The organism is Acinetobacter sp. ANC 5054 (assembly GCF_002135295.1).
Lineage (GTDB): Bacteria > Pseudomonadota > Gammaproteobacteria > Pseudomonadales > Moraxellaceae > Acinetobacter.
The window spans coordinates 28,329-55,293 of the sequence record NZ_NEGG01000020.1; the positions used below are offsets into that span (position 1 = coordinate 28,329).

Annotated in this window: 28 protein-coding genes; 15 read left to right on the forward strand and 13 right to left on the reverse strand. The window is 41.0% G+C overall.

The annotated features are described in order from the left end of the window. Positions 1 to 24: 24 nt before the first annotated feature. The 4 genes from rnpA (at position 25) to mnmE (ending at position 3,964) form a co-directional block, all read left to right on the forward strand. Complete coding sequence (rnpA, locus tag B9T33_RS15980) at positions 25 to 417, forward strand: ribonuclease P protein component (RefSeq protein ID WP_086179878.1); 393 nt, start codon at positions 25 to 27, stop codon at positions 415 to 417. Between the two features lie 9 nt (positions 418 to 426). After that, positions 427 to 747, forward strand: coding sequence for a membrane protein insertion efficiency factor YidD (gene yidD, locus B9T33_RS15985; protein WP_086179879.1), 321 nt, complete (start codon positions 427 to 429; stop codon positions 745 to 747). A gap of 5 nt (positions 748 to 752) precedes the next feature. Next, positions 753 to 2,516 (forward strand): membrane protein insertase YidC, encoded by a 1,764-nt coding sequence (yidC, locus tag B9T33_RS15990; protein ID WP_086179880.1) that lies wholly within the window; start codon positions 753 to 755, stop codon positions 2,514 to 2,516. A gap of 83 nt (positions 2,517 to 2,599) precedes the next feature. Then, entirely contained in the window at positions 2,600 to 3,964 is a 1,365-nt protein-coding gene (mnmE, locus tag B9T33_RS15995; protein WP_086179881.1) for a tRNA uridine-5-carboxymethylaminomethyl(34) synthesis GTPase MnmE, read from the forward strand. 86 nt (positions 3,965 to 4,050) lie between these two features. Here mnmE and B9T33_RS16000 read toward each other — a convergent pair whose 3' ends face one another. The 3 genes from B9T33_RS16000 to B9T33_RS16010 all read right to left on the reverse strand — a co-directional run bounded on the left by B9T33_RS16000 (position 4,051) and on the right by B9T33_RS16010 (position 6,914). Beyond that, positions 4,051 to 5,229 carry a hypothetical protein gene (locus B9T33_RS16000; protein WP_086179882.1) on the reverse strand — a complete coding sequence of 393 codons (1,179 nt, stop codon included), beginning with the start codon at positions 5,227 to 5,229 and terminating at the stop codon, positions 4,051 to 4,053. Between the two features lie 127 nt (positions 5,230 to 5,356). Beyond that, entirely contained in the window at positions 5,357 to 6,499 is a 1,143-nt protein-coding gene (locus B9T33_RS16005; protein ID WP_086179883.1) for an MFS transporter, read from the reverse strand. 148 nt (positions 6,500 to 6,647) lie between these two features. Further along, a complete protein-coding gene (locus B9T33_RS16010) occupies positions 6,648 to 6,914 on the reverse strand; it encodes a metal/formaldehyde-sensitive transcriptional repressor (RefSeq protein WP_086179884.1) in 267 nt (88 codons plus the stop codon). A 56-nt stretch (positions 6,915 to 6,970) separates the two neighbouring features. On the opposite strand from B9T33_RS16010, the gene dmeF reads away from it, so the two are divergent. Both dmeF and B9T33_RS16020 read left to right on the forward strand, forming a co-directional pair. Continuing rightward, on the forward strand, positions 6,971 to 7,942 hold the full coding sequence (dmeF, locus tag B9T33_RS16015; protein WP_086179885.1) for a CDF family Co(II)/Ni(II) efflux transporter DmeF: 972 nt from the start codon (positions 6,971 to 6,973) through the stop codon (positions 7,940 to 7,942). A 114-nt stretch (positions 7,943 to 8,056) separates the two neighbouring features. Then, on the forward strand, positions 8,057 to 8,758 hold the full coding sequence (locus B9T33_RS16020) for a DsbC family protein (RefSeq protein ID WP_086179886.1): 702 nt from the start codon (positions 8,057 to 8,059) through the stop codon (positions 8,756 to 8,758). Positions 8,759 to 8,823: 65 nt separating this feature from the next. Here B9T33_RS16020 and B9T33_RS16025 read toward each other — a convergent pair whose 3' ends face one another. The 3 genes from B9T33_RS16025 to guaD form a co-directional block, all read right to left on the reverse strand. Then, on the reverse strand, positions 8,824 to 9,081 hold the full coding sequence (locus B9T33_RS16025) for a GlsB/YeaQ/YmgE family stress response membrane protein (RefSeq protein WP_086179887.1): 258 nt from the start codon (positions 9,079 to 9,081) through the stop codon (positions 8,824 to 8,826). Between the two features lie 177 nt (positions 9,082 to 9,258). Then, on the reverse strand, positions 9,259 to 9,786 hold the full coding sequence (hpt, locus tag B9T33_RS16030) for a hypoxanthine phosphoribosyltransferase (RefSeq protein ID WP_086179888.1): 528 nt from the start codon (positions 9,784 to 9,786) through the stop codon (positions 9,259 to 9,261). A 219-nt stretch (positions 9,787 to 10,005) separates the two neighbouring features. Beyond that, entirely contained in the window at positions 10,006 to 11,328 is a 1,323-nt protein-coding gene (guaD, locus tag B9T33_RS16035; protein ID WP_086179889.1) for a guanine deaminase, read from the reverse strand. A 211-nt stretch (positions 11,329 to 11,539) separates the two neighbouring features. Between guaD and B9T33_RS16040 the strand changes: the two genes are divergently transcribed. Further along, positions 11,540 to 12,181: a nucleotidyltransferase family protein gene (locus tag B9T33_RS16040; protein WP_228145851.1), complete on the forward strand. Its 642-nt coding sequence runs from the start codon at positions 11,540 to 11,542 to the stop codon at positions 12,179 to 12,181. Between the two features lie 34 nt (positions 12,182 to 12,215). On the opposite strand, the gene B9T33_RS16045 is transcribed toward B9T33_RS16040, so the two are convergent. Then, complete coding sequence (locus tag B9T33_RS16045; protein ID WP_086179891.1) at positions 12,216 to 13,181, reverse strand: TerC family protein; 966 nt, start codon at positions 13,179 to 13,181, stop codon at positions 12,216 to 12,218. Positions 13,182 to 13,485: 304 nt separating this feature from the next. Continuing rightward, positions 13,486 to 14,679: a sugar transporter gene (locus tag B9T33_RS16050; RefSeq protein ID WP_086179892.1), complete on the reverse strand. Its 1,194-nt coding sequence runs from the start codon at positions 14,677 to 14,679 to the stop codon at positions 13,486 to 13,488. 157 nt (positions 14,680 to 14,836) lie between these two features. Between B9T33_RS16050 and B9T33_RS16055 the strand changes: the two genes are divergently transcribed. Continuing rightward, on the forward strand, positions 14,837 to 15,118 hold the full coding sequence (locus tag B9T33_RS16055; RefSeq protein ID WP_086179893.1) for a GNAT family N-acetyltransferase: 282 nt from the start codon (positions 14,837 to 14,839) through the stop codon (positions 15,116 to 15,118). Between the two features lie 340 nt (positions 15,119 to 15,458). Continuing rightward, positions 15,459 to 15,743, forward strand: a complete 285-nt coding sequence (locus tag B9T33_RS16060) for a GNAT family N-acetyltransferase (protein WP_086179894.1) — start codon at positions 15,459 to 15,461, stop codon at positions 15,741 to 15,743. Positions 15,744 to 15,839: 96 nt separating this feature from the next. On the opposite strand, the gene mpl is transcribed toward B9T33_RS16060, so the two are convergent. Next, positions 15,840 to 17,204 carry a UDP-N-acetylmuramate:L-alanyl-gamma-D-glutamyl-meso-diaminopimelate ligase gene (gene mpl, locus B9T33_RS16065; RefSeq protein ID WP_086179895.1) on the reverse strand — a complete coding sequence of 455 codons (1,365 nt, stop codon included), beginning with the start codon at positions 17,202 to 17,204 and terminating at the stop codon, positions 15,840 to 15,842. Positions 17,205 to 17,472: 268 nt separating this feature from the next. Here mpl and B9T33_RS16070 point away from each other — a divergent pair, with 268 nt between their 5' ends. Beyond that, positions 17,473 to 17,811 carry a DMT family protein gene (locus tag B9T33_RS16070; RefSeq protein WP_086179896.1) on the forward strand — a complete coding sequence of 113 codons (339 nt, stop codon included), beginning with the start codon at positions 17,473 to 17,475 and terminating at the stop codon, positions 17,809 to 17,811. Between the two features lie 63 nt (positions 17,812 to 17,874). On the opposite strand, the gene B9T33_RS16075 is transcribed toward B9T33_RS16070, so the two are convergent. Continuing rightward, positions 17,875 to 18,324, reverse strand: a complete 450-nt coding sequence (locus tag B9T33_RS16075) for a hypothetical protein (protein ID WP_086179897.1) — start codon at positions 18,322 to 18,324, stop codon at positions 17,875 to 17,877. 211 nt (positions 18,325 to 18,535) lie between these two features. Between B9T33_RS16075 and purE the strand changes: the two genes are divergently transcribed. The 3 genes from purE to B9T33_RS16090 all read left to right on the forward strand — a co-directional run bounded on the left by purE (position 18,536) and on the right by B9T33_RS16090 (position 22,214). Next, on the forward strand, positions 18,536 to 19,048 hold the full coding sequence (gene purE, locus B9T33_RS16080; protein ID WP_086179898.1) for a 5-(carboxyamino)imidazole ribonucleotide mutase: 513 nt from the start codon (positions 18,536 to 18,538) through the stop codon (positions 19,046 to 19,048). A 27-nt stretch (positions 19,049 to 19,075) separates the two neighbouring features. After that, positions 19,076 to 20,197, forward strand: a complete 1,122-nt coding sequence (locus B9T33_RS16085) for a 5-(carboxyamino)imidazole ribonucleotide synthase (RefSeq protein ID WP_086179899.1) — start codon at positions 19,076 to 19,078, stop codon at positions 20,195 to 20,197. A gap of 730 nt (positions 20,198 to 20,927) precedes the next feature. Next, positions 20,928 to 22,214 carry a lytic murein transglycosylase gene (locus B9T33_RS16090; protein ID WP_086179900.1) on the forward strand — a complete coding sequence of 429 codons (1,287 nt, stop codon included), beginning with the start codon at positions 20,928 to 20,930 and terminating at the stop codon, positions 22,212 to 22,214. Between the two features lie 78 nt (positions 22,215 to 22,292). On the opposite strand, the gene B9T33_RS16095 is transcribed toward B9T33_RS16090, so the two are convergent. After that, positions 22,293 to 23,420, reverse strand: coding sequence for an anhydro-N-acetylmuramic acid kinase (locus tag B9T33_RS16095; protein WP_086179901.1), 1,128 nt, complete (start codon positions 23,418 to 23,420; stop codon positions 22,293 to 22,295). A 63-nt stretch (positions 23,421 to 23,483) separates the two neighbouring features. Between B9T33_RS16095 and tyrS the strand changes: the two genes are divergently transcribed. Beyond that, positions 23,484 to 24,716 carry a tyrosine--tRNA ligase gene (gene tyrS / locus B9T33_RS16100; protein WP_171263662.1) on the forward strand — a complete coding sequence of 411 codons (1,233 nt, stop codon included), beginning with the start codon at positions 23,484 to 23,486 and terminating at the stop codon, positions 24,714 to 24,716. 507 nt (positions 24,717 to 25,223) lie between these two features. Here the strand turns inward: tyrS and B9T33_RS16105 are convergent. Both B9T33_RS16105 and B9T33_RS16625 read right to left on the reverse strand, forming a co-directional pair. After that, on the reverse strand, positions 25,224 to 25,484 hold the full coding sequence (locus B9T33_RS16105; protein ID WP_086179903.1) for a hypothetical protein: 261 nt from the start codon (positions 25,482 to 25,484) through the stop codon (positions 25,224 to 25,226). Further along, positions 25,484 to 25,834: a DUF6198 family protein gene (locus B9T33_RS16625; protein WP_228145854.1), complete on the reverse strand. Its 351-nt coding sequence runs from the start codon at positions 25,832 to 25,834 to the stop codon at positions 25,484 to 25,486. Before B9T33_RS16625 ends, B9T33_RS16105 begins: the two co-directional genes overlap by 1 nt. 250 nt (positions 25,835 to 26,084) lie before the next feature. Between B9T33_RS16625 and B9T33_RS16115 the strand changes: the two genes are divergently transcribed. After that, complete coding sequence (locus B9T33_RS16115) at positions 26,085 to 26,360, forward strand: hypothetical protein (RefSeq protein WP_086179905.1); 276 nt, start codon at positions 26,085 to 26,087, stop codon at positions 26,358 to 26,360. Positions 26,361 to 26,965 lie beyond the last annotated feature (605 nt).

A 26,965-nucleotide genomic window follows, 5' to 3' on the forward strand; every position in this document is an offset into this window, starting at 1 on the left:
TAAGACTGTAAAGACTTGGGTGTTATGACAACACTTTACGGCTATAGCACAGATGTGCGAATACACTGTGCTGCCGATTATAAAAGTGTGTTCGATGGTGCGCTTTTTAAAGTGCATCAGCCCCATTTTCTTTTTCTAGCAAAAATTTCCGAACAGCCTAACAGCCGTTTGGGTATAGTTGTTGCAAAGAAAAAAGTGCGCCGTGCGCATGAAAGAAATCGAGTAAAACGACTTGCACGCGAAAGTTTTCGCCTGCATCAACAGCAGTCTAATGTATTGGATATCGTTGTTATGCCCAAAGTTGGCATAGAGACCATACCGAATGCAGAGTTGCATCAGCAATTACAATTTGCTTGGCAAAAATTACAACGCCTTGCAAATAAGCATAAAAAAATAGCTACCTCCCCACAAGCGTAGAGATGACCAATGGTTCGTTTACTGCATTGGCTCATTCGTTTCTATCAGATCGCGATTAGTCCTTTATTGGGCCCCCGCTGTCGTTATATTCCAACATGTTCTCAATATTCTTTGGAAGCAGTCCATACACATGGTGCTGTACGTGGAGTGTGTCTAGCTGTTCAGCGTATTTGCCGTTGTCATCCTTGGGGAGGCTCGGGTTATGATCCTGTCCCATTAAAAGCAATTCGTTTTATTTCATTTCAGCAAATAGATTCTCAAACGCATCACGTTGCTGTACCCTTTCGTGATCGTTTAATGAACCAAAATCACTCAAACCACTTGGGGTAATACATATGCAACAATGGGCCAGGATTGCAATTCTAGGGGCCATGTTTGTTGTCGCATATTTGCTCATTTTGGCTTGGCAGAAAGATTATGGAAATGCGGAACAAAAACCTCAGCAAAATGCTGCGGTTGTATCGCATGAAGTATCTGCTGACTTACCAAATGGCCAGACAGCAACTGCTGCTTCAGATGTGCCACAAGCAAATAATGCTGCTACGCAACAAACAACAGATGCCGCTGCACCTGTTAGTCAACAGCTAATTTCAGTACAAACTGACCTCTACCATCTTTGGATCAGTCCAAAAGGTGGCGATATTGTTCGTGTTGAATTACTAAACCATGACAAAAATAAAGACAGCGATGAACCGTTCGTGATGCTCGAAAGCGATGCAAAACGTACCTATGTTGCTCAGTCTGGTTTAATTGGTCTAAATGGTCCAGATAGTAATCCGAAAGGACGTCCAAACTATGAAGTTGAAAAAACATCTTATAGTTTGAATGATGCTAAAGCGGTAAAAGGTCAAGACGGTCAAACCGTGAAAGTTTTGTCAGTACCAATGGTGTATAAAACTGCAGATGGCGTAGAGGTAATCAAAACCTTTACCTTCACGCAAGGTGAATACCCTGTAGTGGTGAATCATAAGATCATCAACCGCAGTGCACAAAACTGGCAAGGTCAGATGTTTGGTCAGCTCAAACGCGACAACTCTGAAGACCCTGGTAAATCTGACCAAGGTATTTTCACTTTAGGTACATTCCTGGGTGGTGCATGGGGTTCGCCTGATGAACATTACAACAAGCTTAAATTTGCCAACTTCAATGACGAAAAATTGAATGTTGAAGCAACTGGCGGCTGGGTTGCAATGGTTCAGCATTACTTCGTGAGTGCTTGGGTACCTGGTGAAATTAAACTGACTCAAAAAGGTCAGCCTTTTGCTGCAAAACTTGAATCACGCAAATCGAATGATGATATGAACATCATTGGTTTTACTTCACCTGCGATCAATGTACCAGCAGGTACAGTGGCTGAAGTGGATGCGACTTTCTACTCAGGTCCAAAAATTCAATCAGAATTGAAAGACTTGGCGGTTGGTTTGAACCAAACTGTGGACTATGGTTGGTTATGGCCAATCGCGAAATTATTGTTCTTGGGTCTGCAATTTTTCCATGGTTTAGTTGGTAACTGGGGTTGGTCAATTATTCTATTGACGATTCTAGTGAAACTCATCCTGTGGCCATTATCGTCGAAGAGCTACCGTTCTATGGCGAAAATGCGTGTGATTGCACCTGAAATGCAACGTATGAAAGAAGAGTTCGGTGAAGACCGTATGCGCTTCTCGCAAGAAATGATGGCTTTGTATAAACGTGAACAAGTGAATCCATTATCTGGTTGCTTGCCATTATTACTACAAATGCCGATCTTCCTTGCATTGTACTGGGTATTGATGGAATCCGTTGAACTACGTCATGCGCCGTGGTTAGGTTGGATTCAAGATTTATCTGCAATGGACCCATGGTTTATTCTCCCATTATTAATGGGTGCAACCATGTTCATTCAGCAAATGTTGAACCCACAGCCAGCTGATCCAATGCAGGCGAAAGTGTTCCGCATTATGCCAATCATTTTCACTGTATTTATGTTGTTCTTCCCTGCAGGCTTGGTACTGTACTGGATCTGTAACAACAGTATTACGATCCTTCAACAAAGTTTGATCAACAAAGCTGTTGCAAAAGATCGTGCAAAGCGTGAAGAGGCAGATTCAGTCAACTAAGTCTTGCTGACTAGCTGAATCGATCCGCTTAAGATGATATTCTTAAGCGGATTTTTTATTGCCAAAATTTTGAGAATTGCATCATGACCCAGCCACTACATCTGACCACTATTGCTGCTATTGCAACACCGCCGGGTCGTGGCGGGGTTGGGGTGATCCGTTTGTCTGGTCCAAAGTCTTATGCCATTGCGGAAGCTTTAACCCAACAGTCATTGCCACAAGCGCGGTTTGCCGGTTTTCGTAAATTCCACGATGCTGCTGGCGAAATTATGGATGAGGGTTTGGTGCTATGCTTCCCTAACCCACATTCATTTACGGGTGAAGATGTGGTGGAATTGCAAGGTCATGGTGGCCCTGTCATTCAAAATGCGTTATTGGCGCGTTTACTTGAATTGGGTGCGACTGCGGCCAAAGCAGGTGAATTTTCTATGCGTGCTTTTGAAAATGGCAAGATGGATTTGGTGCAAGCGGAAGCGATTGCTGACCTGATTGATGCTACTTCGCAAGCTGCCGCACGTTCTGCAGTACGTTCACTACAAGGCGCATTTTCCACCAAAGTCAATACGGTGCTTGAGCAACTGATTCACTTACGCTTGCATGTGGAAGCTGCGATTGATTTTCCAGAAGAAGAAATCGACTTTTTGGCAGATGGTAAAATTTTAGGTTTATTGGATGATGTCGCAAGTTCAGTGACGGCCGTTCAACAATCGGCACGCCAAGGTCAGTTATTACGTGAAGGTTTGCAGGTGGTGATTGCAGGTAAGCCAAATGCAGGTAAATCCTCTTTGTTGAATGCGCTTGCTGGGATTGATCGTGCCATCGTGACGGATATTGCCGGAACCACACGCGATGTATTACATGAAAAAATTAGCTTAAATGGCTTGCCCATTACGTTGACTGATACCGCAGGCTTACGTGAAACAGGTGATATTGTTGAAAAAGAAGGGATTCGCCGTGCAATACAAGAAATTGAGCAGGCTGATTTATTGCTGTTGGTGTATGACTTAAGCCAAGGTGATGATCCACTACAATTGGCGCAAGCGTATTTTGCAGAACATATTGAACCGAAGCGCTTAATGTTGATTGGGAATAAATGTGATTTGACCCATTCAATTGCGGAAATCAGTGATTTTCAAGGTTTTCGCCATATTACCGTCTCTGCCAAACAAGAAACTGGCGTTCAATCGCTCATAGATGCGATTACAGCGCATGCAGGCTTCCAACCAGAAGAAGATACATTTATTGCACGTACGCGCCATTTAGATGCAATGAAACGCACTCAGCACTATCTTGCTGAAGCACGTGAACAGTTGGTGGTGTATAACGCAGGTGAGTTAGTCGCAGAGTCATTGCGTTTAGCGCAAAATGCCTTGGGTGAAATTACCGGTGACTTTAGTGCGGATGATTTACTCGGCAAGATTTTTGGATCGTTTTGTATTGGAAAATAATTAAACGATTTAGCCCTGAAGTTCATTAATTGATGAATCCATCCAAAGCACGATGTTCGAAAATATCGTGCTTTTTTTGAAACGCTTTAGCGTGGATTCGAACCAAAAATGATTTTAAAGATCGATCTCAGCACATCTTTTATTTTCATCCCATAAAAAGGATTGATTGCTGCTCGTTTCGATGCTGCCTCAACTTTGACTTTGAGTGTTGCATAGTCTGGAAAATGCTGTTGTAGAGAGGATTTTTCGACAGCCGACAAAATATCAATTAAAAAAGCGCGATTGATTTTTGAACTTAATGGAATGGATTGATACCACTTTTCCCCAAAATGCTGGTCTAAAAAAATATCTGGAATTTCGGGGCTAGTGGCATAAAACATAGCTTTGGTGCGCATACATTTGCTGCATTTACCACAATTTTTAGGTCGAGCTGTATAATCCACACAGATCGATAGGGTTTGTAAATCTAAGTTAGATTGGCTTAAAAATGCGGTTTTTTGTGATCGAGTGACATCATCGTCGAGCGTAATTAACTTTGCTGATCTGTTTTTCATCAACCGATTGGATGCTGTATTTGAGCCATAGGGATGAACAAACAATTGTTGATCTAAACGATAATCGGCTGAAATTCGGTATTGCTGGTAATCTTCAAAAATTGAAGCACAGGAAAACAGCGAAAATATATGCGTGACATGTGACCCTTTTGGATTACAGCCATATTTACTGTATAGCGCATAGGCATTGGTTTTCACGACGTGACTTTGTTTAAAAACCTGCGCTCTAAAGCGATGTGTCTGTTCCATTAAGGCATGAAATTTTTCATGGTCATCAAATTTATAATCCATGCCATGCACAGTTAGACAATCAGAATCTTGCCCATTTTCGAGAAAAGCTTTGTATGAACTATAGGTAGAATCGATCCCACCACTAAAAAAGGTTAAATTTTTAGCTTGTTGGTTTGTAGGTGGCGCTTGGATGATTGATGAAGCATTTAGCATGACGGGTTGATATAAATCAGGTAACCAAGCAGTCCAGACCGCTGCAACTTCACGTGCAGAATGGATGGTTTGTATTGAAATTGGACCCTCTACATGCAGCGAGATGCCTAAGCGCATAGCAATTGGTAAAAAGCCCCAAACAATAAAATCGTAGGTTTCTAAATGCGGTAAAGATTCAAAAGGTAAAATATAGTGAATATCTCCGTATTCGCTAGAGGCAATGATTTCATTTTCTGTGGTGTTAATTTGACATTGAATTTTTAGCATTTTTTAAAATTATGAATTTATTTAATCAAGATATTAATGTGTTTTTCTTTACTTTTATATGTTTTTTTAATTGGTTTAGCATTCAAGAAGTACCTAATACAAGATACATCTTGAACAAGAAAAGTGGTTAATTTGATTTCAGACTGCGCTGCCATAACAACAGGATTAAACACAGCATACCGACGCCAATACAAAAGCCCAGTACTCCTGTGATTAAACCAAAATGGTCAGATAAATAACCAGCAGCAATAATCGGAATAATCGTACCCAAATAACCAATAAATAAGTAGGTTGAAATGACCGCAGCACGATTTTGGATATTAGTCATTTTATGCACTAAGCCAAATGCGCCGAGTAAGCCTAAACCATGTCCTACACCGACCAAGACATCACTTATAAAAAATAAGATGCTCCAATGTTGGGTCATACATAAGGCAAGTAAAACATAACTGATCATCAAAACGATTAGACCCGCATTGACACAAGTGCTGGGATTGACTGATTTGGCGATAAACTGGACCAAGGCAGATACCAGTAAAATACTGGCAATGGCAGTACCACTGACCAAAGGCCCATGCCATGGAATAGCGTCTTTTACAAAGGAAGGCGCTAAAGAGGCAAATAAGCTGAAGGAACCAAATGCGCAAAATGCGGTTAGCCCTGCAATAAAAAATTGCGAGCGGAATTGTGGTTCAGGTACTTCTAAATGCGGTGCAACTGAAAATGGCTGTGTTTGAAATGACGGGCTGCGAATGAAAAATAAACCAATCAAACATGCAAAGCCGCCAATAATCACAGGGATATACGGTGTGACCAATGGCTGTGCTGAAAATTGTGCAATGACCCCACCTATAAATGGCCCAAGACCAAAGCCAATGACGGTAATGATAGAGCTGAGCTGCGGCGCATTTTGCTTATGGCTCTCTGGAATGGTATAGACCAAACCTAGCATCGCTGAGGTGCTAATAAGCCCTGAAGCAATACCAATAATAAAGCGCCCGAATGACAACCATAGTGCATTAGAGGCAAACACCGATAAGCTCAGGCCAGCAATAATACAGCCCATGCCGATTTGCAGCGTTCTTAAAAAACCGAAACTATTACTGGTACGTCCTAGAAATAAAAGTGTGGCCAAACAGCCAAACATATAGGCGACAAATATATAGGTGATATGACTGGGCAACAGTCCCCAGAGCTGTTGGTAAATGGGGTACAGTGGACTTGCCAGCGCTGTACCTATGGTGCCCATACAGAGCGCAAGGCTGACCATAATAAAGGGTCGCCAAGATGGAGAAGTGGTCATTTTAAAGTCGCTTAGATACAGAAAAATTGATGTAAATTTTTCTGTATATGAGGAATAAGGTGAAGAATGCAGTGTAATGCTGAATGGATTAAAAGGGCAAATTTAAGTTGTAACTTTAGCCATAGCGTTTTAGCAGCTTCACAAATTCAGCCAGTTCGGCTTCATTGACTTCTGTACCTTCAGGTAAAACATGATGACGTAAATGTGCTTCGATTAATTCATTCATCAGGCCATTTACAGCGCCTTTAATCGCAGCCACCTGTTGTAAAACCTCTATACAGCCTGCTTCGGGCAGTTGCAACGCATGTTCAACCGCATTGACTTGACCTTGTAGGCGCTTAACCCGATTCAGAATTTTTTTGTCTTGATGCAAATGACTCAACACTTTCTCCCTAAATTAAATATACTATGGGGGAGTATATTAAAACACACAACTTTATGAAAACTTCCCCATCCATCCGAATTCATCATCACCAATTTGATGAAGGTAATCCACTGGCACAAAAACGTATTTTACTGGCGACTATTTTAACTGCAGTGATGATGTTGTTAGAAGTCATCGGCGGATGGATTTTTAACTCCATGGCTTTATTGGCAGATGGCTGGCATATGAGTTCGCATATGTTGGCATTGGGTCTAGCCTATTTTGCCTATCGCGCTGCGCGGCACTATGCACAAGATACACGCTTTAGTTTTGGCACATGGAAAATAGAAATCCTTGCGGGATACAGCAGTGCGATTTTATTGATGGTGGTGGCTATTTTTATGGCTTTTCACTCAGTTGAACGCTTATTTAACCCCGTGCAAATTCACTACAATGAAGCCATCCCAATTGCGATTTTAGGTCTGGTGGTGAACTTGATTTGTGCATGGTTGTTGCACGATGACCATCACCATCACCATCACCATCACCATCACCATCATCATCACCATCACCATCATGAGCAGGCACACGATCATTCTCCCCATGAACACCATCATGACTTAAATCAAAAAGCAGCCTTTATGCATGTAGTGGCTGACGCAGTCACTTCCGTATTGGCGATTGTGGCACTCATTGCTGGAAAATGGATGGGTTGGAGCTTTCTCGATGCACTACTCGGCATAGTGGGTGCTGTCCTTGTTGCTAAATGGGCAATTGGGTTAATGAAAGAAACGGGGCAAACATTGTTAGATGCTGAAATGGATCATCCCGTGGTTGTCGAGATCCGTGAGGTTTTGGACGAATTAAACCCTCCAGTTGAGATTACAGATTTACATGTGTGGAAAGTCGGTAAAGGTCAGTTTTCCTGTATTGTAGCGTTGGAAACGACCAATCATTTAACGGCAGATCAAGTCCGCGAAGCCCTGTCAATCCATGAAGAAATTGTCCATGTTTCGGTTGAAATTAATCGTCCGAATGTTGCTTAAAATGTTCCACGTGAAACCGCATGTATTTTTTGCGTAATGAACTGAAAAAAGCCCATGACTTTTGCTTAATTCAACTTAGAATGGCAAAAGTTTGATTTCAATTGAGTTCTATCTATGCTGAAACACCTATGTGCAGCAATCATGACGGTATCAGTATCGACAGTGGCGCTGGCAGATGCCGCTTCTGTGCAAAAGCTTTTATCGCAAAAACATCCCAGCTTAAAAATCGACAATATTCAAAGTACGGAAATGACGGGAGTCTACAGTGGATTTGTTGAAGACCAAGTGGTGTATGTGAGTGAAAATGCGGATTATATCCTTGCAGGTTCGATGATTCGCTTAAAAGATCAGAAAAATCTGACCAAACAATTGGTCATGAATCAGCATAAAACTGAATGGAATAAGCTACCCTTTCAAGATGCAATTAAAACTGTGCGGGGGAATGGAAAACGCCAGATCGCGATCTTTTCTGACCCAAATTGCCCATATTGCAAGAAACTTGAAGTAGAACTGGCAAAGCTCAATGACCTGACAATTTACACCTTTGTCACGGCTTTAAAGCCGCAATCAATCGCGCCGTCAAAACAGATATTTTGCGAAGCCAGTCCTACCTTGGCTTGGAATAATCTAATCAATAAAGGCATTGCACCGAAAAGTAGTAAAAGCTGTGAAAATCCAATCGAACGCAATATCAAACTGGCGAAAAGTTTAAAACTCAGTGGGACCCCAGGCATTGTCTTTTCCAATGGCTCGGTACTTACAGGTGCCTACCCTGCTGAAGAATTGGAATCCATTTTAAAAGAAATTGCGCAATGATTATCTGCTAGAAATCGCTGGATTGAAGTAAAAAAATACCCGTCTTGGACGGGTATTTTTTATTTTTAAGCTCTGGATTTTTTGGTAACCAAATTGTAGATAAACAAAATAATAATGGCACCAATCACTGAGGCAATGAAACCTGCGACCGAGTTTTCACCATATAGACCGAGTAGGCGTCCGCCATAGGTCGCGAGCAAGGAACCTGCGATCCCCAAAACAGTGGTCATGATGAAACCTGCTTTGTCATCTCCAGGATGGATTGCGCGTGCAATCAAACCAGCAATAAAACCAACAACAATCGCAACAATGAGTGACCACATAGTAAATCTCCTTTTGTTATCATGTATTTGTTTTTTACGACTTCATATTCTATAGTCCATCAAAATCAAAGAGATCAATAGTCGTAACATGATAAAAACTGTTGTTTTTTTGTTCAAATTGAAAATTTTAAAAATAAAAAAAGTGGCCTTCGGCCACTCCTTCTGCATGAAACTGACTTAAAGGCCAATTTCACCAATAAATGGGATATGACGATATTTTTGGTCATAGTCCAGACCATAGCCAACAATAAATTTGTCTTCAACTTCGAAGCCCAAAAATTTAACGTCAAGTTCAATTTCACGACGAGACGGTTTGCTGACCAAAGTACATAACTCGATTGAATTTGGGTTACGTGTTTTTAAAATCTCTAACACTTTGCTTAAGGTATTACCTGAGTCAATAATATCTTCTACCACCAGCACGTCTTTATCGTTGATGTCACCATCTAGGTCTTTCAAGATTTTTACATCACGTGTAGACACTGTGCCACCGCCATAGCTTGATACGGTCATGAAGTCTAATTCGTGTGGTTTTGTAATTGCACGGCATAAGTCAGCCATAAAGATGACTGAACCGCGTAATAGACCAATAAGGACAAGTTCTTTGTCGCTGTTGGCATAGTGTGCGTCAATTTTGGCGCCAAGCTCTTTCACTTTAGCTTGAATTTCTTCAGTGGAAATCAATACGCTCATTTGAACAGACATGGGTAGATACCTAAAAAAGCAAATCAAAAAAATAAAAAAGGTGTTGACCTGCAACACCTCTAAAGATACTCCAATTTTAATACATCTCGATCGGAGTTGCATCTATTTTGCCGTCGAAAATGTAATCAGTTTGGCTTAGATTGACTGTCCCGCTTGAGCAAACAGGCACATCCAATCAGCACGACGCCCCATTTCAGCCATGTACGTTTCGATTTTGATTTATTTTCCGGTTTTGACATAGGCACATTGTCCAAAGATGTAAGTAGCGTGAATATTACGATCATCCCCCATTAGCATCAGGGCAAACAAAGCGTCTTCCAGATTTTGAGCACGCTGCTGGCGCAGTGCTTGTAAAGCTGTGGCTTTTAAATCCAGCACGACAAAATCAGCCTCTTTACCGACTTTAAAGTTCCCTAGTTTGTCATCCAAATCCAGTGCTTTGGCACCACCCAACGTGGCGTGATACAAAGCTTCAAAGGCAGATAATTTATCACCTTGTAGTTGTTGCACTTTATAGGCTTCATTAATGGTTTGTAGTTGATTGAAGGACGTTCCTGCACCAATGTCTGTACCTAAACCAACTTTTACCTGTTTTTCCCAGGTTTTTTTCAATGGAAATAAACCACTACCCAAGAACAGGTTTGACGTTGGGCAAAAAGCAATTGCGGAGTCAGTTGCATGCATGCAGTCCCATTCGTTTTCTTCTAAATGAACACAGTGTGCAAACACCGATTTCGACCCCGTTAGCCCATAATGATGGTAGACATCCAAATAGCCTTTTTGTTCAGGGTAGAGTTCTTTCACCCACGCGATTTCATTTTTATTTTCACTTAAATGTGTGTGGACATAGACATCTGGATATTCAGCCTTTAGCTCCCCTGCCCGTGCCAATTGCTCAGCTGTGGAGGTTGGGGCAAAGCGTGGGGTGATGGCATAGAGGTTTCTGCCTTTGCCATGCCACTTTTCAATCAGGGCTTTGGAATCGTGATAGCTACTGTCTGCGGTGTCACATAGCGCGTCAGGTGCATGTCGATCCATCATGACTTTACCCGCGATCAAGCGCATTTGGTGCTGCTCTGCCGCCTGAAATAGTGCATCTACCGACTGAGGATGTACGGTACAAAAAACCAATGCGGTGGTGGTGCCATTTTTTAGCAGTTCTTGCACAAAAAATGCCGCAATTTTTTGTGCATAGGCAGGGTCTGCAAATTGCATTTCAGTCGGAAAGGTGTAGGTATCGAGCCATTCTAAAAGTTGCTCACCATATGCCCCGACCATTTCCGTTTGTGGATAATGAATATGGGTGTCAATAAAACCCGGAACGATCAATTGGTCAGGATAATGCTGAACATCAAGGTCTGGTGGCAGCTGAGCTTGCCCTTCCTGCCAAGAACCAAACCATTGAATTTTACCCGCTTGGGTAATTAACAATCCATCTTCGAAATAGCGCACTTGGTCGTGAATTTCACGTGCTTGGGCAACTGTATTCTGAATATCTAGAAAGCGACCACGGATCGCTGTAGATGTGATAACAGAAGACATGACATACCTGCAGTTTAGAATTTTTTCGGTTGATTGTAGCTTAATTTGGCTAGAAATGGCGTTGCTGTAATTAGACGATCTTGTGCTAAAACATCGAACAGCCATTCAGGCATGTCGAGTGCATGTCATTTTTCCAAAGCGATTGATTAAACCAATGGGCTTGTGTCAGGCTAAATCGAATCAAAGAATAGAATCAAACAACAGTGTATCTATGTCCCATCCAATGCATCCTGTGAATCAAGCACAACTCGAAGCCACTTATGATGAGCGCTTGCAGCAGCTGATTCAACAACATGACGGCATCATGTCTATTTTAAAGCAGCTTTATTTGGTGGATGCCAGTGCGTATATTGCCGCAGGGGTAATTCGAAATATGCTGTGGTCAGTGCTACACCAATACAGCTATACACTGTCCCATACTGAGGTGGATGTCATTTTTTATAATCCTGAGGATGATGATGCTCATAGTGATCAGATCCAAACACAGATGCAGTCTTTATTTCCGTCTATACAGTGGGATGTGACCAACCAAGCTTTGGTACATCATTGGTATCGTTTAGACAATGGTGATTCTATTTCGCCCTTAACATCGATTTTCCATGCCCTTTCTTTGTGGCCTGAAACTGCAACAGCGGTTGCGGTCCGTTTAAATGCACGTGATCAATTGGAAATCGTGGCACCATTTGGACTGACTGATTTGTTTGAATTAAAACTGCGTTGGAATCCGCGTTTAGTCAGTCGAGCGACCTTTTTGCAACGTATGGAAGCGAAACAATTTCTGCAACGCTGGCCACAATTAAGTTTGCTTGAGCCAGAACATTCAGTGTTATTTTCCGATGAGGGATTGAATTAAAAAAGCCTCCGATGTCGGAGGCTTTGTGTTGATTTTACAAGGTGGTTTGGTTGTGCTTTTTACTGTGTCGAATCGATAACCATGCGGTAATGGTTAACGTGATGACAATGAAGCCCAATGAGATCCAAATTGGCATATGGAAGACGTCCAACATCAACATTTTGAAACCAATGAACAATAAGATGATGCCAAGACCATAAGGCAAGTAATGCATTTTCGATGCTGCACCAGACAACAAGAAGAACATTGCGCGTAGGCCCAAAATCGCCATCAGGTTTGCAGTCAAGACAATGAACGGATCTGAGGTGACAGCAAAAATTGCTGGGATCGAATCGACCGCGAAAATAACATCAGATGCTTCAACCAAGATCAAGACCAAAAATAACGGTGTTGCCCACAGCATGCCATTTTGGCGGACAAAGAATTTGTCTTCATGCATCTGTGGCGTAATGCGCATGTGCTTACGCAACCATTTTAAAATGGCCATATCCTCAATATTGCTTTCTTCTTCATCCTGACCTTTGAGGAACTTAAAGCCGGTATACACCAAGAACGCACCGAAGATATACAGTACCCAAGAAAACTCTTGCACAAACCATGCGCCAATAAAAATAAAGATGGTTCGTAAAACGATTGCACCGAGTACGCCATACAGTAGTAATTTACGTTGTAATGCAGGTGGAATCGCAAAGGATGCAAAGATCATGAGCCAGACAAAAACGTTGTCAATGGCGAGGGATTTTTCTAACAGATAACCTGCAAAGTATTCCATGACTTTGGTATTGGCCACGGTGACACCTGCGGTTTGTTGCAAGTAGAGCCAAAGTGCACCACCAAATAAGGTCGCAACCGAAACCCAAGCAATACTCCAGTAGGCCGCAGTTTTGACTTTTACTTCTTGGCCTTGGTTATTTTTAAAGCCCATAAAGTCGATGATGAGCATTACGGTCACTAAACCGAAAAATGCTAGATACAGCCACAAGGTGCCGATCGTTTCCATGTGTATTCTCCACATCTAACAACCAGCCATAAAAAAACCTTGACCAGTTGCCAGACGAAATAAAACGTCTGTGACAACATGATCAAGGTCTTGCCTACATCTTACTGTAATGTTTTGCAGTTCAGATGCTCAGATACCGACTTTTTGCAAAGTGTAATGACGATATTCTGACACGTAAATCTAGATTTACGCTTGGAGGAGGCTACTCCCCTTGTTCAAATTCTGTTTTTGGATCGTGTCCAAATATGCGGCGAAGCATGACATTATTTTTGTGCTAGTGCAATCGTAAATTACAATTTCATAGTTAATCTGGCTTCGAAACAAAATCTCGACGCTGCACCAAAATTAAGGCCAATATCGTACCCAAAATAGCAAGGATACCGCCGACCAGACCGATTGAGCTTAAACCAAGTTGAACCGTGACGATGCCACCCAATAATGCACCACCACCAATTCCAACGTTATATAGTCCTGAGTAAATTGCCATAGCGACATCAGTGGCATCGGATGCGAGGTTTAATGTTTTGGACTGTAGTGCCAAACTAAAACCAATAATACTCATGCCCCAGAGTAGGCATACTGCACTGATTCCAATAAAACTGGCATTTAATGGAAGGAGTAACAGCATCGCAAAGGCTAAACATGCTGTACTGAGCGGAATAGCCAACTTGGGATATTTCGCGCCAAATTTACCAAACAAATAAGAACCCATAAAACCTGCGCCACCAAAAATTAATAGCAAGCTGGTGGTTTGCCCTGAGCTAAAGTTTGCGACATTCAGCGCGAAGGGTTCGATATAACTATAAGCTGTAAATTGTGCAGTAATCACTAAAATGGTTAATGCAAAAACCAACATGAGACTAGGACGTTTCACCAATACCTTTAGACTGCTCAGTGAACCTGAGTTCATGCTTGGCAGTAATGGGAGTGCCTTGGCTAAAATGATACACACTATGGTTGCGCCAATAGCAATCAGCGCAAAGGTATTGCGCCAACCATAGGTTTCACCGACCATACGACCAAATGGAATACCGAGTACCATGGCCAATGCTGTGCCTGTTGCAAGTAAGCCTAAGGCCTGGAATTCCTTGCCTTTAGGCGCTACACGTACAGCTAAAGATGCGGTAATGGACCAAAATAAAGCATGGGAGAAAGCAATGCCGATACGACTGAGCAAAAGCGTATTAAAACTCCACGCAAAATAGGACAGCACATGACTCAAAATAAAAACGATGAACAAAGCAATTAATAAAAAGCGTCGTTCAATATTTTTGGTCAACAGCATAATGGGCAAGGAAATTGGTGCAACCACCCATGCATAGAGGGTAATCATGATTCCTACATCGGTTGCTGCCATATTGAAGCTTTTACCGATATCACTCAGTAATGCGACGGGAACAAATTCTGTGGTATTAAAAATAAAGGCAGCAAAAGCGAGCGCAATGACGCAGATCCATGAACCTGAAGCGCTGGAATCGGAGGAGGGAGAAGCAGACATAATTGTCTTCGCTTGAAAAATTGGATGCTATTTTAACGCTAGACATATTGCACAGGAAATGATTTTAATTCCATATCACTCCTTTTTACTTAATAGAAAAACAACAGTTTTATGTGCTAAAACATGCGACTTTATAAAAAAATCTCAAGGAAAAATTATGTTAGTGCAACAACAAGATGATCAGAAAAAAGGTGCATTTTTTATTGAACAAGAGGGCGATCGTTTAGCGGAAATGACTTATTCATGGGCGGGTGACGATAAATTTATTATTGACCATACCGATGTCAGTGACAGCTTGCGTGGGCAAGGTGTCGGTCGGCATTTACTGGATGCTGCTGTGAACTTTGCTCGTGAAAAACACGTGAAAATTATTCCGCTTTGCCCTTACGCAAAGTCAGTTTTTGATAAAGATCCCATCATCCATGATGTTTTACGTTAAACATCAGATGGATTGAATTTAAGGACACAAAAAAACCGCCCATTCATAGGAATGGTCGGTTTTTTAACATGAATAAATCTGTTTTAAGGTCCTTTAATGGCGTGATTTATACATTGAGATAACCAATAAAGTCGCGACGAGAAGCAATGTGAAGATTGCAATGATATATAAGTCCATGAGAAACATCCGGCTAGTGTGTTTAATTTGTTTTTTTAATTAATGTGAATTATCTACAGATTTATTGTGCGCTAACTGCTAAGTTTAGTTGTGTTAGTTCTGTTTTATTACACTTATAAGTTTGTTACATCACATATCTTTTCATAAATAGGGAGAAAATCCATTGGCTTTTCAACATATTGATGATCGTCACAAAGGCGAATTTTTTCAACTGAATGAACAAGGGCAGCGTATTGCCGAAATCAGCTATATTTGGAGCAATGAGCATAAAATTATTGCCAATCATACGTGGGTCGATGATTCACTTCGTGGACAAGGTGTAGCACGTCAATTGCTAGATACTTTAGTTAATTTTGCCCGTGAACAGGATTTAAAAATTATTCCAACTTGTTCTTATGTTGATGTGATGTTTCGTCGTGAAAAAAGCTTTGCGGATGTTGCGGCTTAAAGATTATTAACAGTTTAGCCATGTTGCGCTTTATTTTAGAATCTAAGAATGAAAAAAGCCCGCGAAGCGGGCTTTTTTTCATTTAATTCTGTTGCGTTAGGCTTTCAGTGCACTGATCAACTTTTGATGTAAACCACCAAAACCGCCATTCGACATTATCACCACAGCATCACCCTCGCCTGCTTCAGTCACAATCGTTTGAATGATTTCATCCAGCGAACGCGCTACAACGGCTTTATTTGGTGCTGCTTCAATGACTGGTGCTAAGTCCCAATCCAGACCTTCAGGTTGATACCAAATCACTTCATCTGCCAAACGTGCAGAATGCGCTAAACCGTCTTTGTGGCTGCCCATGCGCATGGTATTTGAACGAGGTTCAATCACTGCCCACAGTTTACGTTCGCCTAGATGCTTACGTGCACCTTCAAGCGTGGTGTCAATTGCGGTTGGATGGTGGGCAAAGTCATCATACACTTCAATGCCACGTACCGTACCCAAAAGCTCCATTCGACGTTTCACACCGCCAAAGTTAGACAGTGCTTCACAAGCTGTTTCAATCGACACACCAACATGTTCGGCTGCGGCAATGGTCGCTAAAGCATTGGCAACACTATGTTGACCTGTCATGTTCCATTTTACTTCGCCTTTGACGACACCGTGTTGTAGCACTTTGAAATGAGAACCATCGGCAGAGAGCTGTTCAGCATAAACTTCAGCGCTATCATTGGCATCTAAAGATGTACGCACTACTGGCGTCCAGCAGCCCATGTCCAGTACTTCATCAATATTGGTTTCAGTAATCGGTGCAATAATGCGACCTTCAGATGGAATGGTACGCACCAGATGATGGAATTGTTTTTGAATGGCCGCTAAGTCATCAAAAATATCGGCATGGTCAAATTCAAGGTTATTTAAAATCGCTGTTTTAGGATGGTAATGCACGAACTTAGAACGTTTGTCGAAGAATGCAGAATCGTATTCATCCGCTTCCACACAGAAGTATTTGCCCGCGCCCAAACGTGCACTTTCACTAAAACCTAAAGGCACACCACCAATCAAGAAACCTGGTTCTAAACCCGCTTGATCAAGTACCCACGCTAGCATAGTGGTTGTAGTGGTTTTACCATGGGTACCCGCAACACCTAAAACGTGTTTGCCTTGTAGGACATGGTCAGCCAAAAATTGTGGGCCTGAAATATACGGCAAGCCTTCGTTCAGCATGTATTCAACCGCATCAATACCACGTTTCATGGCATTCCCCACGATCACCAAATCGGGATGGGGTTGTAAATGGCTACGATCATAGCCTTGCATTAAGGTAATGCCTGCATTTTCGAGTTGGGTCGACATCGGTGGATACACGCTCTGGTCTGAACCTGTCACTGTATGTCCTAAATCACGAGCAAGTAGCGCTAACGAACCCATAAAGGTGCCACAAATACCCAAAATATGCAGATGCATGCCTGTTTACTCCACTTCTTTTATAGACACATCACTTTGTTTTTGGTGGTGTTGTCAGATTTATTTCAATTTGAAAGCAACCATAGCAAGGGTCTTGGGGAAAAGATAGATTTTTTTGTATAACTTCATGCAAAAAATAAGGTGCCAAAACCCGCTGAAAATGACGACTATTTTCAATTCAGCGATGCTGAGAATTTTTCAAAAAAATCTGCTGGAAAAGACCTGAAAATCGTACAATATGCCCAAAATTTTGTGATGTATTTTGCTGATGTCTCTCGCCCTCTTGCTACTCTTAATTTCCAACTGCTTTATGACATTGGCCTGGTATGGTCATCTCAAATTTTTGCATGATGCCCCACTCTGGCAAGCGATTCTTTTTGGCTGGGCAATCGCCTTGTTGGAATATAGCTTTATGATTCCTGCAACACGCTTATTGGCACAGCATGGTTGGTCTTTGGGCCAAATGAAGATCACCCAAGAAGTGGTCACCTTGTTGGTCTTTGTACCATTTATGATTTTTTTGTTTAAGCAGCCATTTAAATTGGATTATTTATGGGCTGGTCTGTGCCTATTCGGCTGTGTTTATTTTGTCTTTAGAAGTCAATGAATGAAAAAGTAACATCAACGAAAAAGGACCAGATCAACGGGTCCTTTTTGACTTTTATGGTATTTATTTTGCTGAATATTTACAGGCTTTCTTTAGCACTTTACTAAATTCTCGATCTCTTGCGGTTGGATCATCATAATCAAACACATAATCGCTATCACTGGTCAGCACAGTCATTTCACCATTCGCTTCAAAGTTCATGAGCGCATAGCCATAGGTTTGATCATCACAATACACGCGATATTCTGAAATCGAATACATTTTATCCTGACCATCATCTGCCTTGTAGTAACCCGTCATAAGGACTGGCTCACGTTCATCTGTGGCAGATTTTCCTGTAATCAAGAACTTTTCATGTATATAACCATTACTTTTAATTTCACCGTTATAGCCTTTTTGCTTTTGTAATTGACTAAAGTCTTTTTCAAATTGGCTGGTATTCAGTTGGATCAGTTGAGCAAAACTACTCGAGCTAATTGCGAGTGCAAGCAGAATAAACAGTGGTTTCATCATTTTAATATCGTATTCATGTTGATTTAAAAAAAGTTTTTATAAATTTGAAAAAAGAAAATAATTTTCGAAAAAATATTATGGAGTTTTCTCTTTTATTACAACCGTTAAATTTTATTGAGATGAATTTTCAGTCTATAATATGGGGCTCTTATTAAAGCTTGGCTCTAGTCGAGATTTACTCTCTCTTACTTTAATCTCTGGAAACATTGCAATGAATGCGGCCGCTTCACAAGACACTCCTCTCGTTGGAATTATCATGGGTTCTCAATCCGATTGGGCAACCCTCGAAAACACTGCCAATATGCTAAAACAGCTTGGCGTCCCTTTTGAAGCGGAAGTGGTGTCTGCACACCGTACTCCAGATCGTTTATTCGAATATGCTGAAACTGCACGTGAGCGTGGGATTCAAGTGATTATTGCGGGTGCAGGTGGCGCAGCGCATTTACCCGGTATGTGCGCAGCGAAGACCGACCTTCCTGTACTTGGCGTACCAGTAAAATCATCGATTTTAAATGGTGTCGATTCACTGCTTTCAATTGTACAAATGCCTGCGGGTATTGCAGTAGGAACATTGGCGATTGGCCCAGCAGGTGCAACCAATGCGGCGATTATGGCCGCGCAAATTTTAGGTTTAACGCGTCCTGAAATTGCAAAAAATGTGGCAGATTTCCGTGCTGCGCAAACCGATAAAGTTGCGAGCAAAAATATTCCAGGTCAAGACTAAACCAAGCTTTAAAATGGGACAAATGTTATGAATAAAACCATTGGTATTTTTGGTGGTGGTCAATTGGGCCGCATGATGGCGCAAGCTGCGTTGCCACTAAACATTCAATGCACATTCTTTGAAGCCAATACTGACTGCCCTTCTGCGGCTTTGGGTCAGGTGATTTCAACGAATGCCATAAATGGTTTGCAAGACTTCATGAATAGTGCCGATGTTTTCAGCCTAGAGTTTGAAAATACGCCTTTGGTTGATGTTGATGTACTGACCAAAAACAAAGAATTACACCCGCCTCGTCAAGCTTTAGCCATTGCTCAGCATCGCTTGTCTGAAAAAGCCTTGTTTGATGAATTGGCAATTCCAGTTGCGCCTTATAAAGCGGTGACGTCACTGGAAAGCTTACAGGCAGCTGTGGCTGATTTGGGTTTACCGATCGTACTGAAAACCTCACGTGGTGGTTATGATGGTAAAGGTCAGTTTGTGCTGCGTATAGCCGATCAAATTGATCAAGCTTGGGCAGAACTTGGTCCAGCGGGTGAATTGATTGCAGAAAGCTTTGTGACCTTCTCTCGCGAAGTGTCGATTATTGCGGTACGTGGTCAAAATGGCGATGTTAAAACTTGGCCTTTGGCTGAAAATCATCACCACAATGGTATTTTGTCGCATTCAATTGTGCCTGCGCCAAATAGTGCAGATTTGCAGCCTGTGGCTCAAGACTACATTACCCGCTTACTCAATCATTTGGACTATGTCGGTGTATTGACGCTTGAATTATTTGTGACTGACAAAGGCTTATATGCCAATGAAATGGCACCACGCGTACATAACTCTGGGCATTGGTCGATTGAAGGCGCAGTGTGTTCACAGTTTGAAAACCACATTCGTGCTGTGGCAGGTTTACCTTTAGGCTCTACTGAAGTGGTTCGCCCGACGGTGATGATCAATATTATTGGTCAATATCCGAAGTCTGAGGACGTGTTGGCACTGAATGGCGCACATTTGCACCTGTACAACAAAACAGAGCGTGAAGGCCGTAAAATTGGTCACATCACCTTAATGCCAAATGACAGCGCTGAATTGACGCCACTCTGTCGTGCATTGGCGAAAATTTTGCCGAATCCACTGGCGCTTAGCGAAGATATGACCATTTAAACGCGAGTTTGAATGATAAAAAAGCGGTCATGCATATGGCCGCTTTTTTTATGCCTGAACTTCGGGCATGATTGCGCCTCTTCGCAATTTAACGCCGTTTGTCGGTGTCGCAGATTGATCTATTGCTCATAAAGCATTCAATCGTTTATAAATATTCAGCTGAAAAATCGTTCAAGATGCGCCAAACTTGGTGGCATCTATTGGATTTTTTATCTCAAAAAACAATTAAAGGTAGTTTTGAATTCAAAAGGTGTTTTTAAATTTAAACCGTGAATTTGAATTCAAAAATCCATACCCTAAACAATGAATTCAAAGTTTATGAATTTAAATTTGAAAAAAATGAATTCATTTGCTGTTTTTTAAATTTAAACATTTGAATTTAAAAGCTGTCCAATCTTGCTAGATCAATAAAATGTGTTATTGATTTCTATAGCATATTGATTATTAAGAATAAAAATTAATTTTAATTTTGTTTTGGTCTTGTGGATAACTTTTTTATTGCAAGCAATTTATTTTTAAATTTAAAAGTTTTGAATTTAAATTTAAAACGCCGTTTGTTTTGTAATGAATTTAAAGCTGGGGTGTGGATAACTACTTTTGAATTCAAATTCTAAAAAAGAATTTAAATAAGTAGAAATTATGAATTTAAATTTACGTTTTGAACCTTTAACTTTTGCTTTGAGCTGTTATTGTTAAAGCAACAATTTAAATTCAAAAAAAGATTAAGGGTATGAAACATCACTTAGGATTTGTTTTCGGGACTGCTTTTTTGGCAATGACTCAGGCAAATGCCGAGTTGATTATTAATGGTCAGTCCGTCAATGCATCAAACATGCCTGCAACAAGCAGCATTTCACCACAAAATAATTTTCAAAGTTGTCTAGCCAACTTACGCCCACAAGCAATCAATGCGGGTGTGAGTGCTTCTAGCTATGACCGATATACGCAAAATTTAACGCCAGATTATTCAGTAATTGAAAAGCTCAACTATCAGCCTGAGTTTTCAACACCAATTTGGGACTATTTATCTGGTCTTGTGGATGAAGAGCGTGTGCAACTGGGTCGTCAGAAACTTGCACAACATCGGGATGTGTTAAACCGCGTGGCAGCAGCTTATGGTGTTCCTGCGGAAACTGTCGTGGCGGTATGGGGTGTGGAAAGTAATTTTGGTGATATTGCTGGAAGCTATCCATTATTACAGTCATTAGGAACGTTGAGCTGTGAAGGGCGACGTCAAAGTTATTTCCGTGGTGAATTTTTTGCTGCCATGCGTATTTTGCAACGTGGTGATTTGAATGAATCACAACTCAAAGGCTCATGGGCGGGTGCTTTTGGTCATACCCAATTTATGCCGAGTACCTATGAAGAGCTGGCCGTTGATTTTGATGGTGATGGTCGTCGCGACTTGGTTTCGAGTACCACTGACGCTTTAGCATCGACTGCGAATTTCCTGAAAAAACGTGGTTGGCAAACTGGTCAGCCTTGGGGCTTTGAGGTCAAAATCCCTGAGGGAATGTCCATTAGTGGTGAAAGCCGCCGTAATAAAAAGTCTTTAGATAGTTGGATAAACCGTGGTTTGGTGCGTGCAGATGGGACAGCTTTAATTCAAGGTGAGCTTTCAGGGGCGAGCCAAGCAGGATTAATGGCACCCGCTGGCGCAAGTGGGCCGATGTTCTTGGTGTTTAAAAACTTTGATGCCATTTATAGTTATAACGCGGCAGAAAGTTATGCATTAGCCATTGCACATTTATCCGATCATTTGCAAGGCAAGGGCGCTATTATGGCAACTTGGCCTACAGATGATCCGGGCACGTCACGTTCCGAGCGTCGTGAAATTCAGCAGTTTTTGCTGAATCGTGGCTATGACATTGGTAAAGTCGACGGATTAATAGGTGATAAAACCCGTCAAGCCATTCGTCAGGAGCAAAATCGACTGGGACTTAGTCCAACTGGGCGTGCGGGACAACAAATTTTGCGCGCGTTCCGTAATGAACATGCCAAAATCATGATGCAATAAACAGCTAATGCAAAAAAAAGGTCTGCATGTGCAGACCTTTTTATTTCAATTATTTATAGCTCACTTATTTATAGCTCACTAAACCGCAGTGATCGTGCCTAAAATACGATATCCCGCAGCGCCTGTAACGCTTGGTAAGTTCCCGCTCAATTGATTCATAAAGCGCATCGCTAACCAAGCAAAAGCAGTGGCTTCGACCCAAGTTGGACTTAAACCTAAGTCGGCAGTGCTTTGAACCGTCCATTCATGTTTACGTAAACGCCAACGTAATTGTTCCAGTAAGTGCGAGTTATAGGCGCCACCACCACAGACATACACTTCGCCAGTGTCCATATCGGAACGGTAAATGGCTTTTTTAATCGCACGTGTGGTGAGTTTCATTAAGGTTGCTTGAATGTTTTCAGGCGTATCTTCGAGTTCGTCATATTCGAGATCTCCACGCCAATCCAAAATCTGTTCATCTAACCACTCAAGGTTGAAATCTTCGCGACCTGTGCTTTTTGGCGGTTCTTTAGAAAAATATTCATGGGCTTGTAAACGATCGAGCAGGCTGCGAATCGGTTGACCATAAGCTGCCCAGTTACCATTTTCATCATAAGGCTGACCGGTATAACGTTCACACCAAGCATCCATTAAGATATTGGCAGGGCCAGTATCAAAGCCATAGACGTCTTCAGGTTTGCCCGCAGGTAACATGCTGACATTAGCAATGCCACCTAAGTTTAAAATCACGCGATGAATCGTGTCATGTTGGAAAAGCGCTTGATGAAATGCAGGTACCAACGGTGCACCTTGACCACCTGCTGCCATATCACGACGGCGAAAATCCGAAATCACTGGAATTTGAGTCAATTCGGTAATGATATTCGGGTCGCCAATTTGCAGCGTGAAACCATGTTCAGGGCGGTGGCGGATGGTTTGACCATGAGAACCAATCGCCTTGATTAGACTACGATCCAACTGATTTTTCTCGATCAGTTCATTGATGCCATGTCCGATCATTTGCGCTAGTGCGACATCTGCTTTGCCCATACGATCAATTTCGTTGTCATTTGGCAAAGTCAGTGCCATCAGTTCATCACGTAGGTCGGGATCAAAGGGCAATGTGAGCGATGCATGAATCTCTAGAGGATCAAAAGAAGCAGCAACAATATCGACACCATCCATGCTTGTGCCGGTCATTACCCCAATATAGATCGCTGTCATGATGATTCTTAAGCCTGCAATATGCTGAAAAAGTGTTAGTATATCGCACAAATTGTATAACTGATCTATTTGGATTTTGTGATGTCAAATTTCCTGCCGGCTGAAGAACAACTTGCCCTCATCCAACGAGGCACTCATGAAATTATTTCTGAGGAAGATCTTCTTAAAAAGTTAAAACAGAACCGTCCGCTTAAAATTAAAGCGGGTTTCGATCCAACAGCACCAGATTTGCATTTAGGTCATACGGTTTTAATTAATAAACTTAAAGTTTTCCAAGATTTAGGTCATGAAGTTTACTTCTTGATTGGCGACTATACTGCGATGATCGGCGACCCAACAGGGAAAAGTGCAACACGTCCGCCTTTGTCACGTGAAAAAGTTTTAGAAAATGCAAAAACCTATCAAGAACAAGTCTTTAAAATTCTTGATCCAGCTGAAACTAAAGTGGTATTCAACTCTGAGTGGTTTGCTCAAAAATCTGCAGCAGATTTGATTCAATTGGCTTCACAGCAAACTGTCGCGCGTATGTTAGAGCGTGATGACTTTACAAAACGTTATAACAGTCATCAACCGATTGCGATTCACGAATTTTTATATCCATTGGTTCAGGGTTATGACTCTGTTGCGCTAGAAGCTGATGTTGAGCTTGGCGGTACAGACCAAACCTTTAACTTGTTGATGGGTCGTACATTACAAAGCCGTTATGACCAAGAGTCTCAAGTCTGCATTACTGTGCCAATTCTTGAAGGTTTAGATGGCGTAAATAAGATGTCTAAATCATTAGGCAACTATATTGCAGTGTTTGATGCACCGGGTGCGATGTACCAAAAAGTGCTTTCAATGCCAGATGCTTTAATTGAACGTTACTTTGACTTGCTCAGCTTTAAAACAGTTGAAGAAATTCAAGCCTTACTCAAAGAAGTGGCTGAAGGTCGTAACCCACAAGATGTGAAGAAAATCCTAGCACTTGAATTGGTTGAGCGTTTCCACGGAAGCGATGCTGCTGCAAATGCACATAAAGGTGCGGGTAACTTGATTACCGAAGGTGAATTACCTGAGGGTACACCTGAAGTGACGATTTCACGTAGTGAATTTGGTGGTGAAATTTTTATTACTTCTATTCTTCGTGAATCGGGTTTGACTAAAAATGCTGCACAAGCCAAGGATGCTTTAGGTCGTGGTGCTGTCAAAGTAGATTGGGAAGTGGTTGATGCGGGTTATTCTGTTGCTGAAAACAAGACTTTAATCATCCAAGCGAGCAAAAAAGCGATCGCAAAAGTGACCTTTACAGACTAATAATTTTGACAAATTTTAGTTAAGTTATTGAATTAAAAGCAGGCTTTGGCCTGCTTTTTTTTTCCAATTAGTATATTAATAATATAAATAAGCAAATTCAAAAAAAACCTTATAAAAACAATACTTAAATTTTGCCAAATCTGTTGCATTTCATAAATTTTATGTATAAGATTTATTCATCTAGAGAGATTTATATACCATCTAGAGGGTACATAACGATAACTCCACTTTTTATAAGTCTCTTCCCCAAGGGACTCTTTTTTTAGTGGGTTAATGAGATAACTATAATAACTACACGATGGATCGACTAAAGATTCAATTCTAAGGGAGAGATTTTGGGAGAGATCTTTCCCTTTTTTATTTCCAAAATTTATTTTTTTCTTTTTAATTTTCGTTCAAAAAATTTTAGACGAAAATTTTTAATCTAGGAAAATACAACATATAAAAAAAGCCTCATGTTCATGAGGCTTTCAAAGTAATTATTTTTTATCTGAGTGAATGATTCGATTAGGCCTGAACTTTGAACTGAATAAAGTTTAATTTTGGAAAAATGTGTTTGACTAATGTGCCGACAAGTAGAGCAGTAATAATGGTTCCTTCACGTACCCCGATGATTTCATGTAATACAAACCAGCTAGCGATCACTGCAATACTCACCAAGACAATATCACCATAGGTTTTACAGTTGCCAAAATCCAGCTTAAAACGTAGCGCAATGGCTTGATAGAGACCTTCACCCGCTAAAAAAACCAGACTGGCTTTGACCATTAAGCTGAAAGCGCTGTGATCAAGCAGCTCGCAAGACAAGCAAGAAGCTGTAGCGCGTAATTTTCAATGCTCCAACCTTGCGTCGACCACATGAGTACGTCGATAAAAGCCCCAAATAAAATACCAACAGAAAGCTGTAACCACTGAATCCATTGAAATTGAGATTTTAAAATCAACATTTGCAGCAAAATCATCACAATGTGCATGATCACTGTAAGGGAGCCAATACTCAATGGAAAAATATAACTAAAGCTATAGGGTACAGAGGAAATAGGTGATGTACTTAAATTTGAATGAATAGAGAGCACTACACCAAAGGCGAGTAATCCTAACCTACTCAGAAGTAGCAATAAACGCGGAAAAAATGCGTTGGCATATGCTCAGCCTTAAAAAATAAAATAGAGTATGACTTTGAAAAAAGCGGCTCTATGCGTCTAAAGCCTTAAAAGCTTAAGTTTTCATACTGATCATCCTTAATAGTGATAATTAAAATGAACAGCTGGGCTAAATCAGTAAAAATGACTAAGCATTTAACTAAAATGATTTTTGTGAAAACCATGCTTATGGAACAATAAGGTCTAATTAAAAGAAGAGCAGCACATGGCATATTACGATACGCAGAATAATGATGAACAAATTGATGAAATATTGAGATTCTTATTTGAATATCAGCCTGTACAAATCAAACAACAGTTATTGGCACAAACCAAGCAACAATTGGATGCACTAGATATAGCGGCAAAATATCAACTCTTTGCATTGGTGCGTGAGCAATTACCCAAACGAGCAAAACTATTTTTTTCAGCAGAAGACTTTATGGGTAAGCAGCAAGTGATCTTGGATGTTATGCAGCATTTGGTTTGTGTGTACGAATAAACCTGCCTAAAAATGTACGAAAATAAGAGAAAAAATATTTATGGTGATAAGGATTTCGGGTTGTTTATCACTTTAAGGGTGTTTTTTTGCGCATAAATCGCTTGCAATGTTGATTGCAGGTAGAAAAAACCGCTTTTTAATGATTTTGATTGGGTTTGTCGCAGAATTAGATTGGTTTTTTGAACATTGCTAAAAGAGTTAGACCTAAAAGCTCTGAAAGTATTTTTCTGTGAAAGTTAATATAAATAAATAAAATTCCAAATAACACGAGATTTTTTATAAAAAATGGCTAAAAAATAGATAAAAATGCAATTTTTTTAGCAAAAACGTCTATAAAAGATACATACGTGAAAAATATAGTGAATTGGGGGTTGCAATGATTCTGAAATGCTCTAGAATGCACCCCATACCGACGAGATAGACGGAAACGAACGAAACGCGAAGCGTTGAGTTGTTGAGTTTATTGAAGTCCAGCTTCTAGCATTGACGAGATGTTAGAAAGATCATTAAGAGATTATGAAGAACAACTTGTGTGGATTTTTACTAGTTGATCAGTCGAAATTATTTTCATTGATTGATGGTAGAAATTACTCGAAGTTTATTTG

Coding starts and splice junctions, on each gene's coding strand:
- rnpA (WP_086179878.1), top strand. CDS start 25: ATGACAACACTTTACGGCTATAGCACAGATGTGCGAATACACTGTGCT.
- yidD (WP_086179879.1), top strand. CDS start 427: ATGGTTCGTTTACTGCATTGGCTCATTCGTTTCTATCAGATCGCGATT.
- yidC (WP_086179880.1), top strand. CDS start 753: ATGCAACAATGGGCCAGGATTGCAATTCTAGGGGCCATGTTTGTTGTC.
- mnmE (WP_086179881.1), top strand. CDS start 2,600: ATGACCCAGCCACTACATCTGACCACTATTGCTGCTATTGCAACACCG.
- B9T33_RS16000 (WP_086179882.1), bottom strand. CDS start 5,229: ATGCTAAAAATTCAATGTCAAATTAACACCACAGAAAATGAAATCATT.
- B9T33_RS16005 (WP_086179883.1), bottom strand. CDS start 6,499: ATGGTCAGCCTTGCGCTCTGTATGGGCACCATAGGTACAGCGCTGGCA.
- dmeF (WP_086179885.1), top strand. CDS start 6,971: ATGAAAACTTCCCCATCCATCCGAATTCATCATCACCAATTTGATGAA.
- B9T33_RS16020 (WP_086179886.1), top strand. CDS start 8,057: ATGCTGAAACACCTATGTGCAGCAATCATGACGGTATCAGTATCGACA.
- B9T33_RS16025 (WP_086179887.1), bottom strand. CDS start 9,081: ATGTGGTCACTCATTGTTGCGATTGTTGTTGGTTTTATTGCTGGTTTG.
- hpt (WP_086179888.1), bottom strand. CDS start 9,786: ATGTCTGTTCAAATGAGCGTATTGATTTCCACTGAAGAAATTCAAGCT.
- guaD (WP_086179889.1), bottom strand. CDS start 11,328: ATGTCTTCTGTTATCACATCTACAGCGATCCGTGGTCGCTTTCTAGAT.
- B9T33_RS16040 (WP_228145851.1), top strand. CDS start 11,540: ATGTCCCATCCAATGCATCCTGTGAATCAAGCACAACTCGAAGCCACT.
- B9T33_RS16045 (WP_086179891.1), bottom strand. CDS start 13,181: ATGGAAACGATCGGCACCTTGTGGCTGTATCTAGCATTTTTCGGTTTA.
- B9T33_RS16050 (WP_086179892.1), bottom strand. CDS start 14,679: ATGTCTGCTTCTCCCTCCTCCGATTCCAGCGCTTCAGGTTCATGGATC.
- B9T33_RS16055 (WP_086179893.1), top strand. CDS start 14,837: ATGTTAGTGCAACAACAAGATGATCAGAAAAAAGGTGCATTTTTTATT.
- mpl (WP_086179895.1), bottom strand. CDS start 17,204: ATGCATCTGCATATTTTGGGTATTTGTGGCACCTTTATGGGTTCGTTA.
- B9T33_RS16070 (WP_086179896.1), top strand. CDS start 17,473: ATGTCTCTCGCCCTCTTGCTACTCTTAATTTCCAACTGCTTTATGACA.
- B9T33_RS16075 (WP_086179897.1), bottom strand. CDS start 18,324: ATGATGAAACCACTGTTTATTCTGCTTGCACTCGCAATTAGCTCGAGT.
- purE (WP_086179898.1), top strand. CDS start 18,536: ATGAATGCGGCCGCTTCACAAGACACTCCTCTCGTTGGAATTATCATG.
- B9T33_RS16085 (WP_086179899.1), top strand. CDS start 19,076: ATGAATAAAACCATTGGTATTTTTGGTGGTGGTCAATTGGGCCGCATG.
- B9T33_RS16090 (WP_086179900.1), top strand. CDS start 20,928: ATGAAACATCACTTAGGATTTGTTTTCGGGACTGCTTTTTTGGCAATG.
- B9T33_RS16095 (WP_086179901.1), bottom strand. CDS start 23,420: ATGACAGCGATCTATATTGGGGTAATGACCGGCACAAGCATGGATGGT.
- B9T33_RS16105 (WP_086179903.1), bottom strand. CDS start 25,484: ATGGTCAAAGCCAGTCTGGTTTTTTTAGCGGGTGAAGGTCTCTATCAA.
- B9T33_RS16115 (WP_086179905.1), top strand. CDS start 26,085: ATGGCATATTACGATACGCAGAATAATGATGAACAAATTGATGAAATA.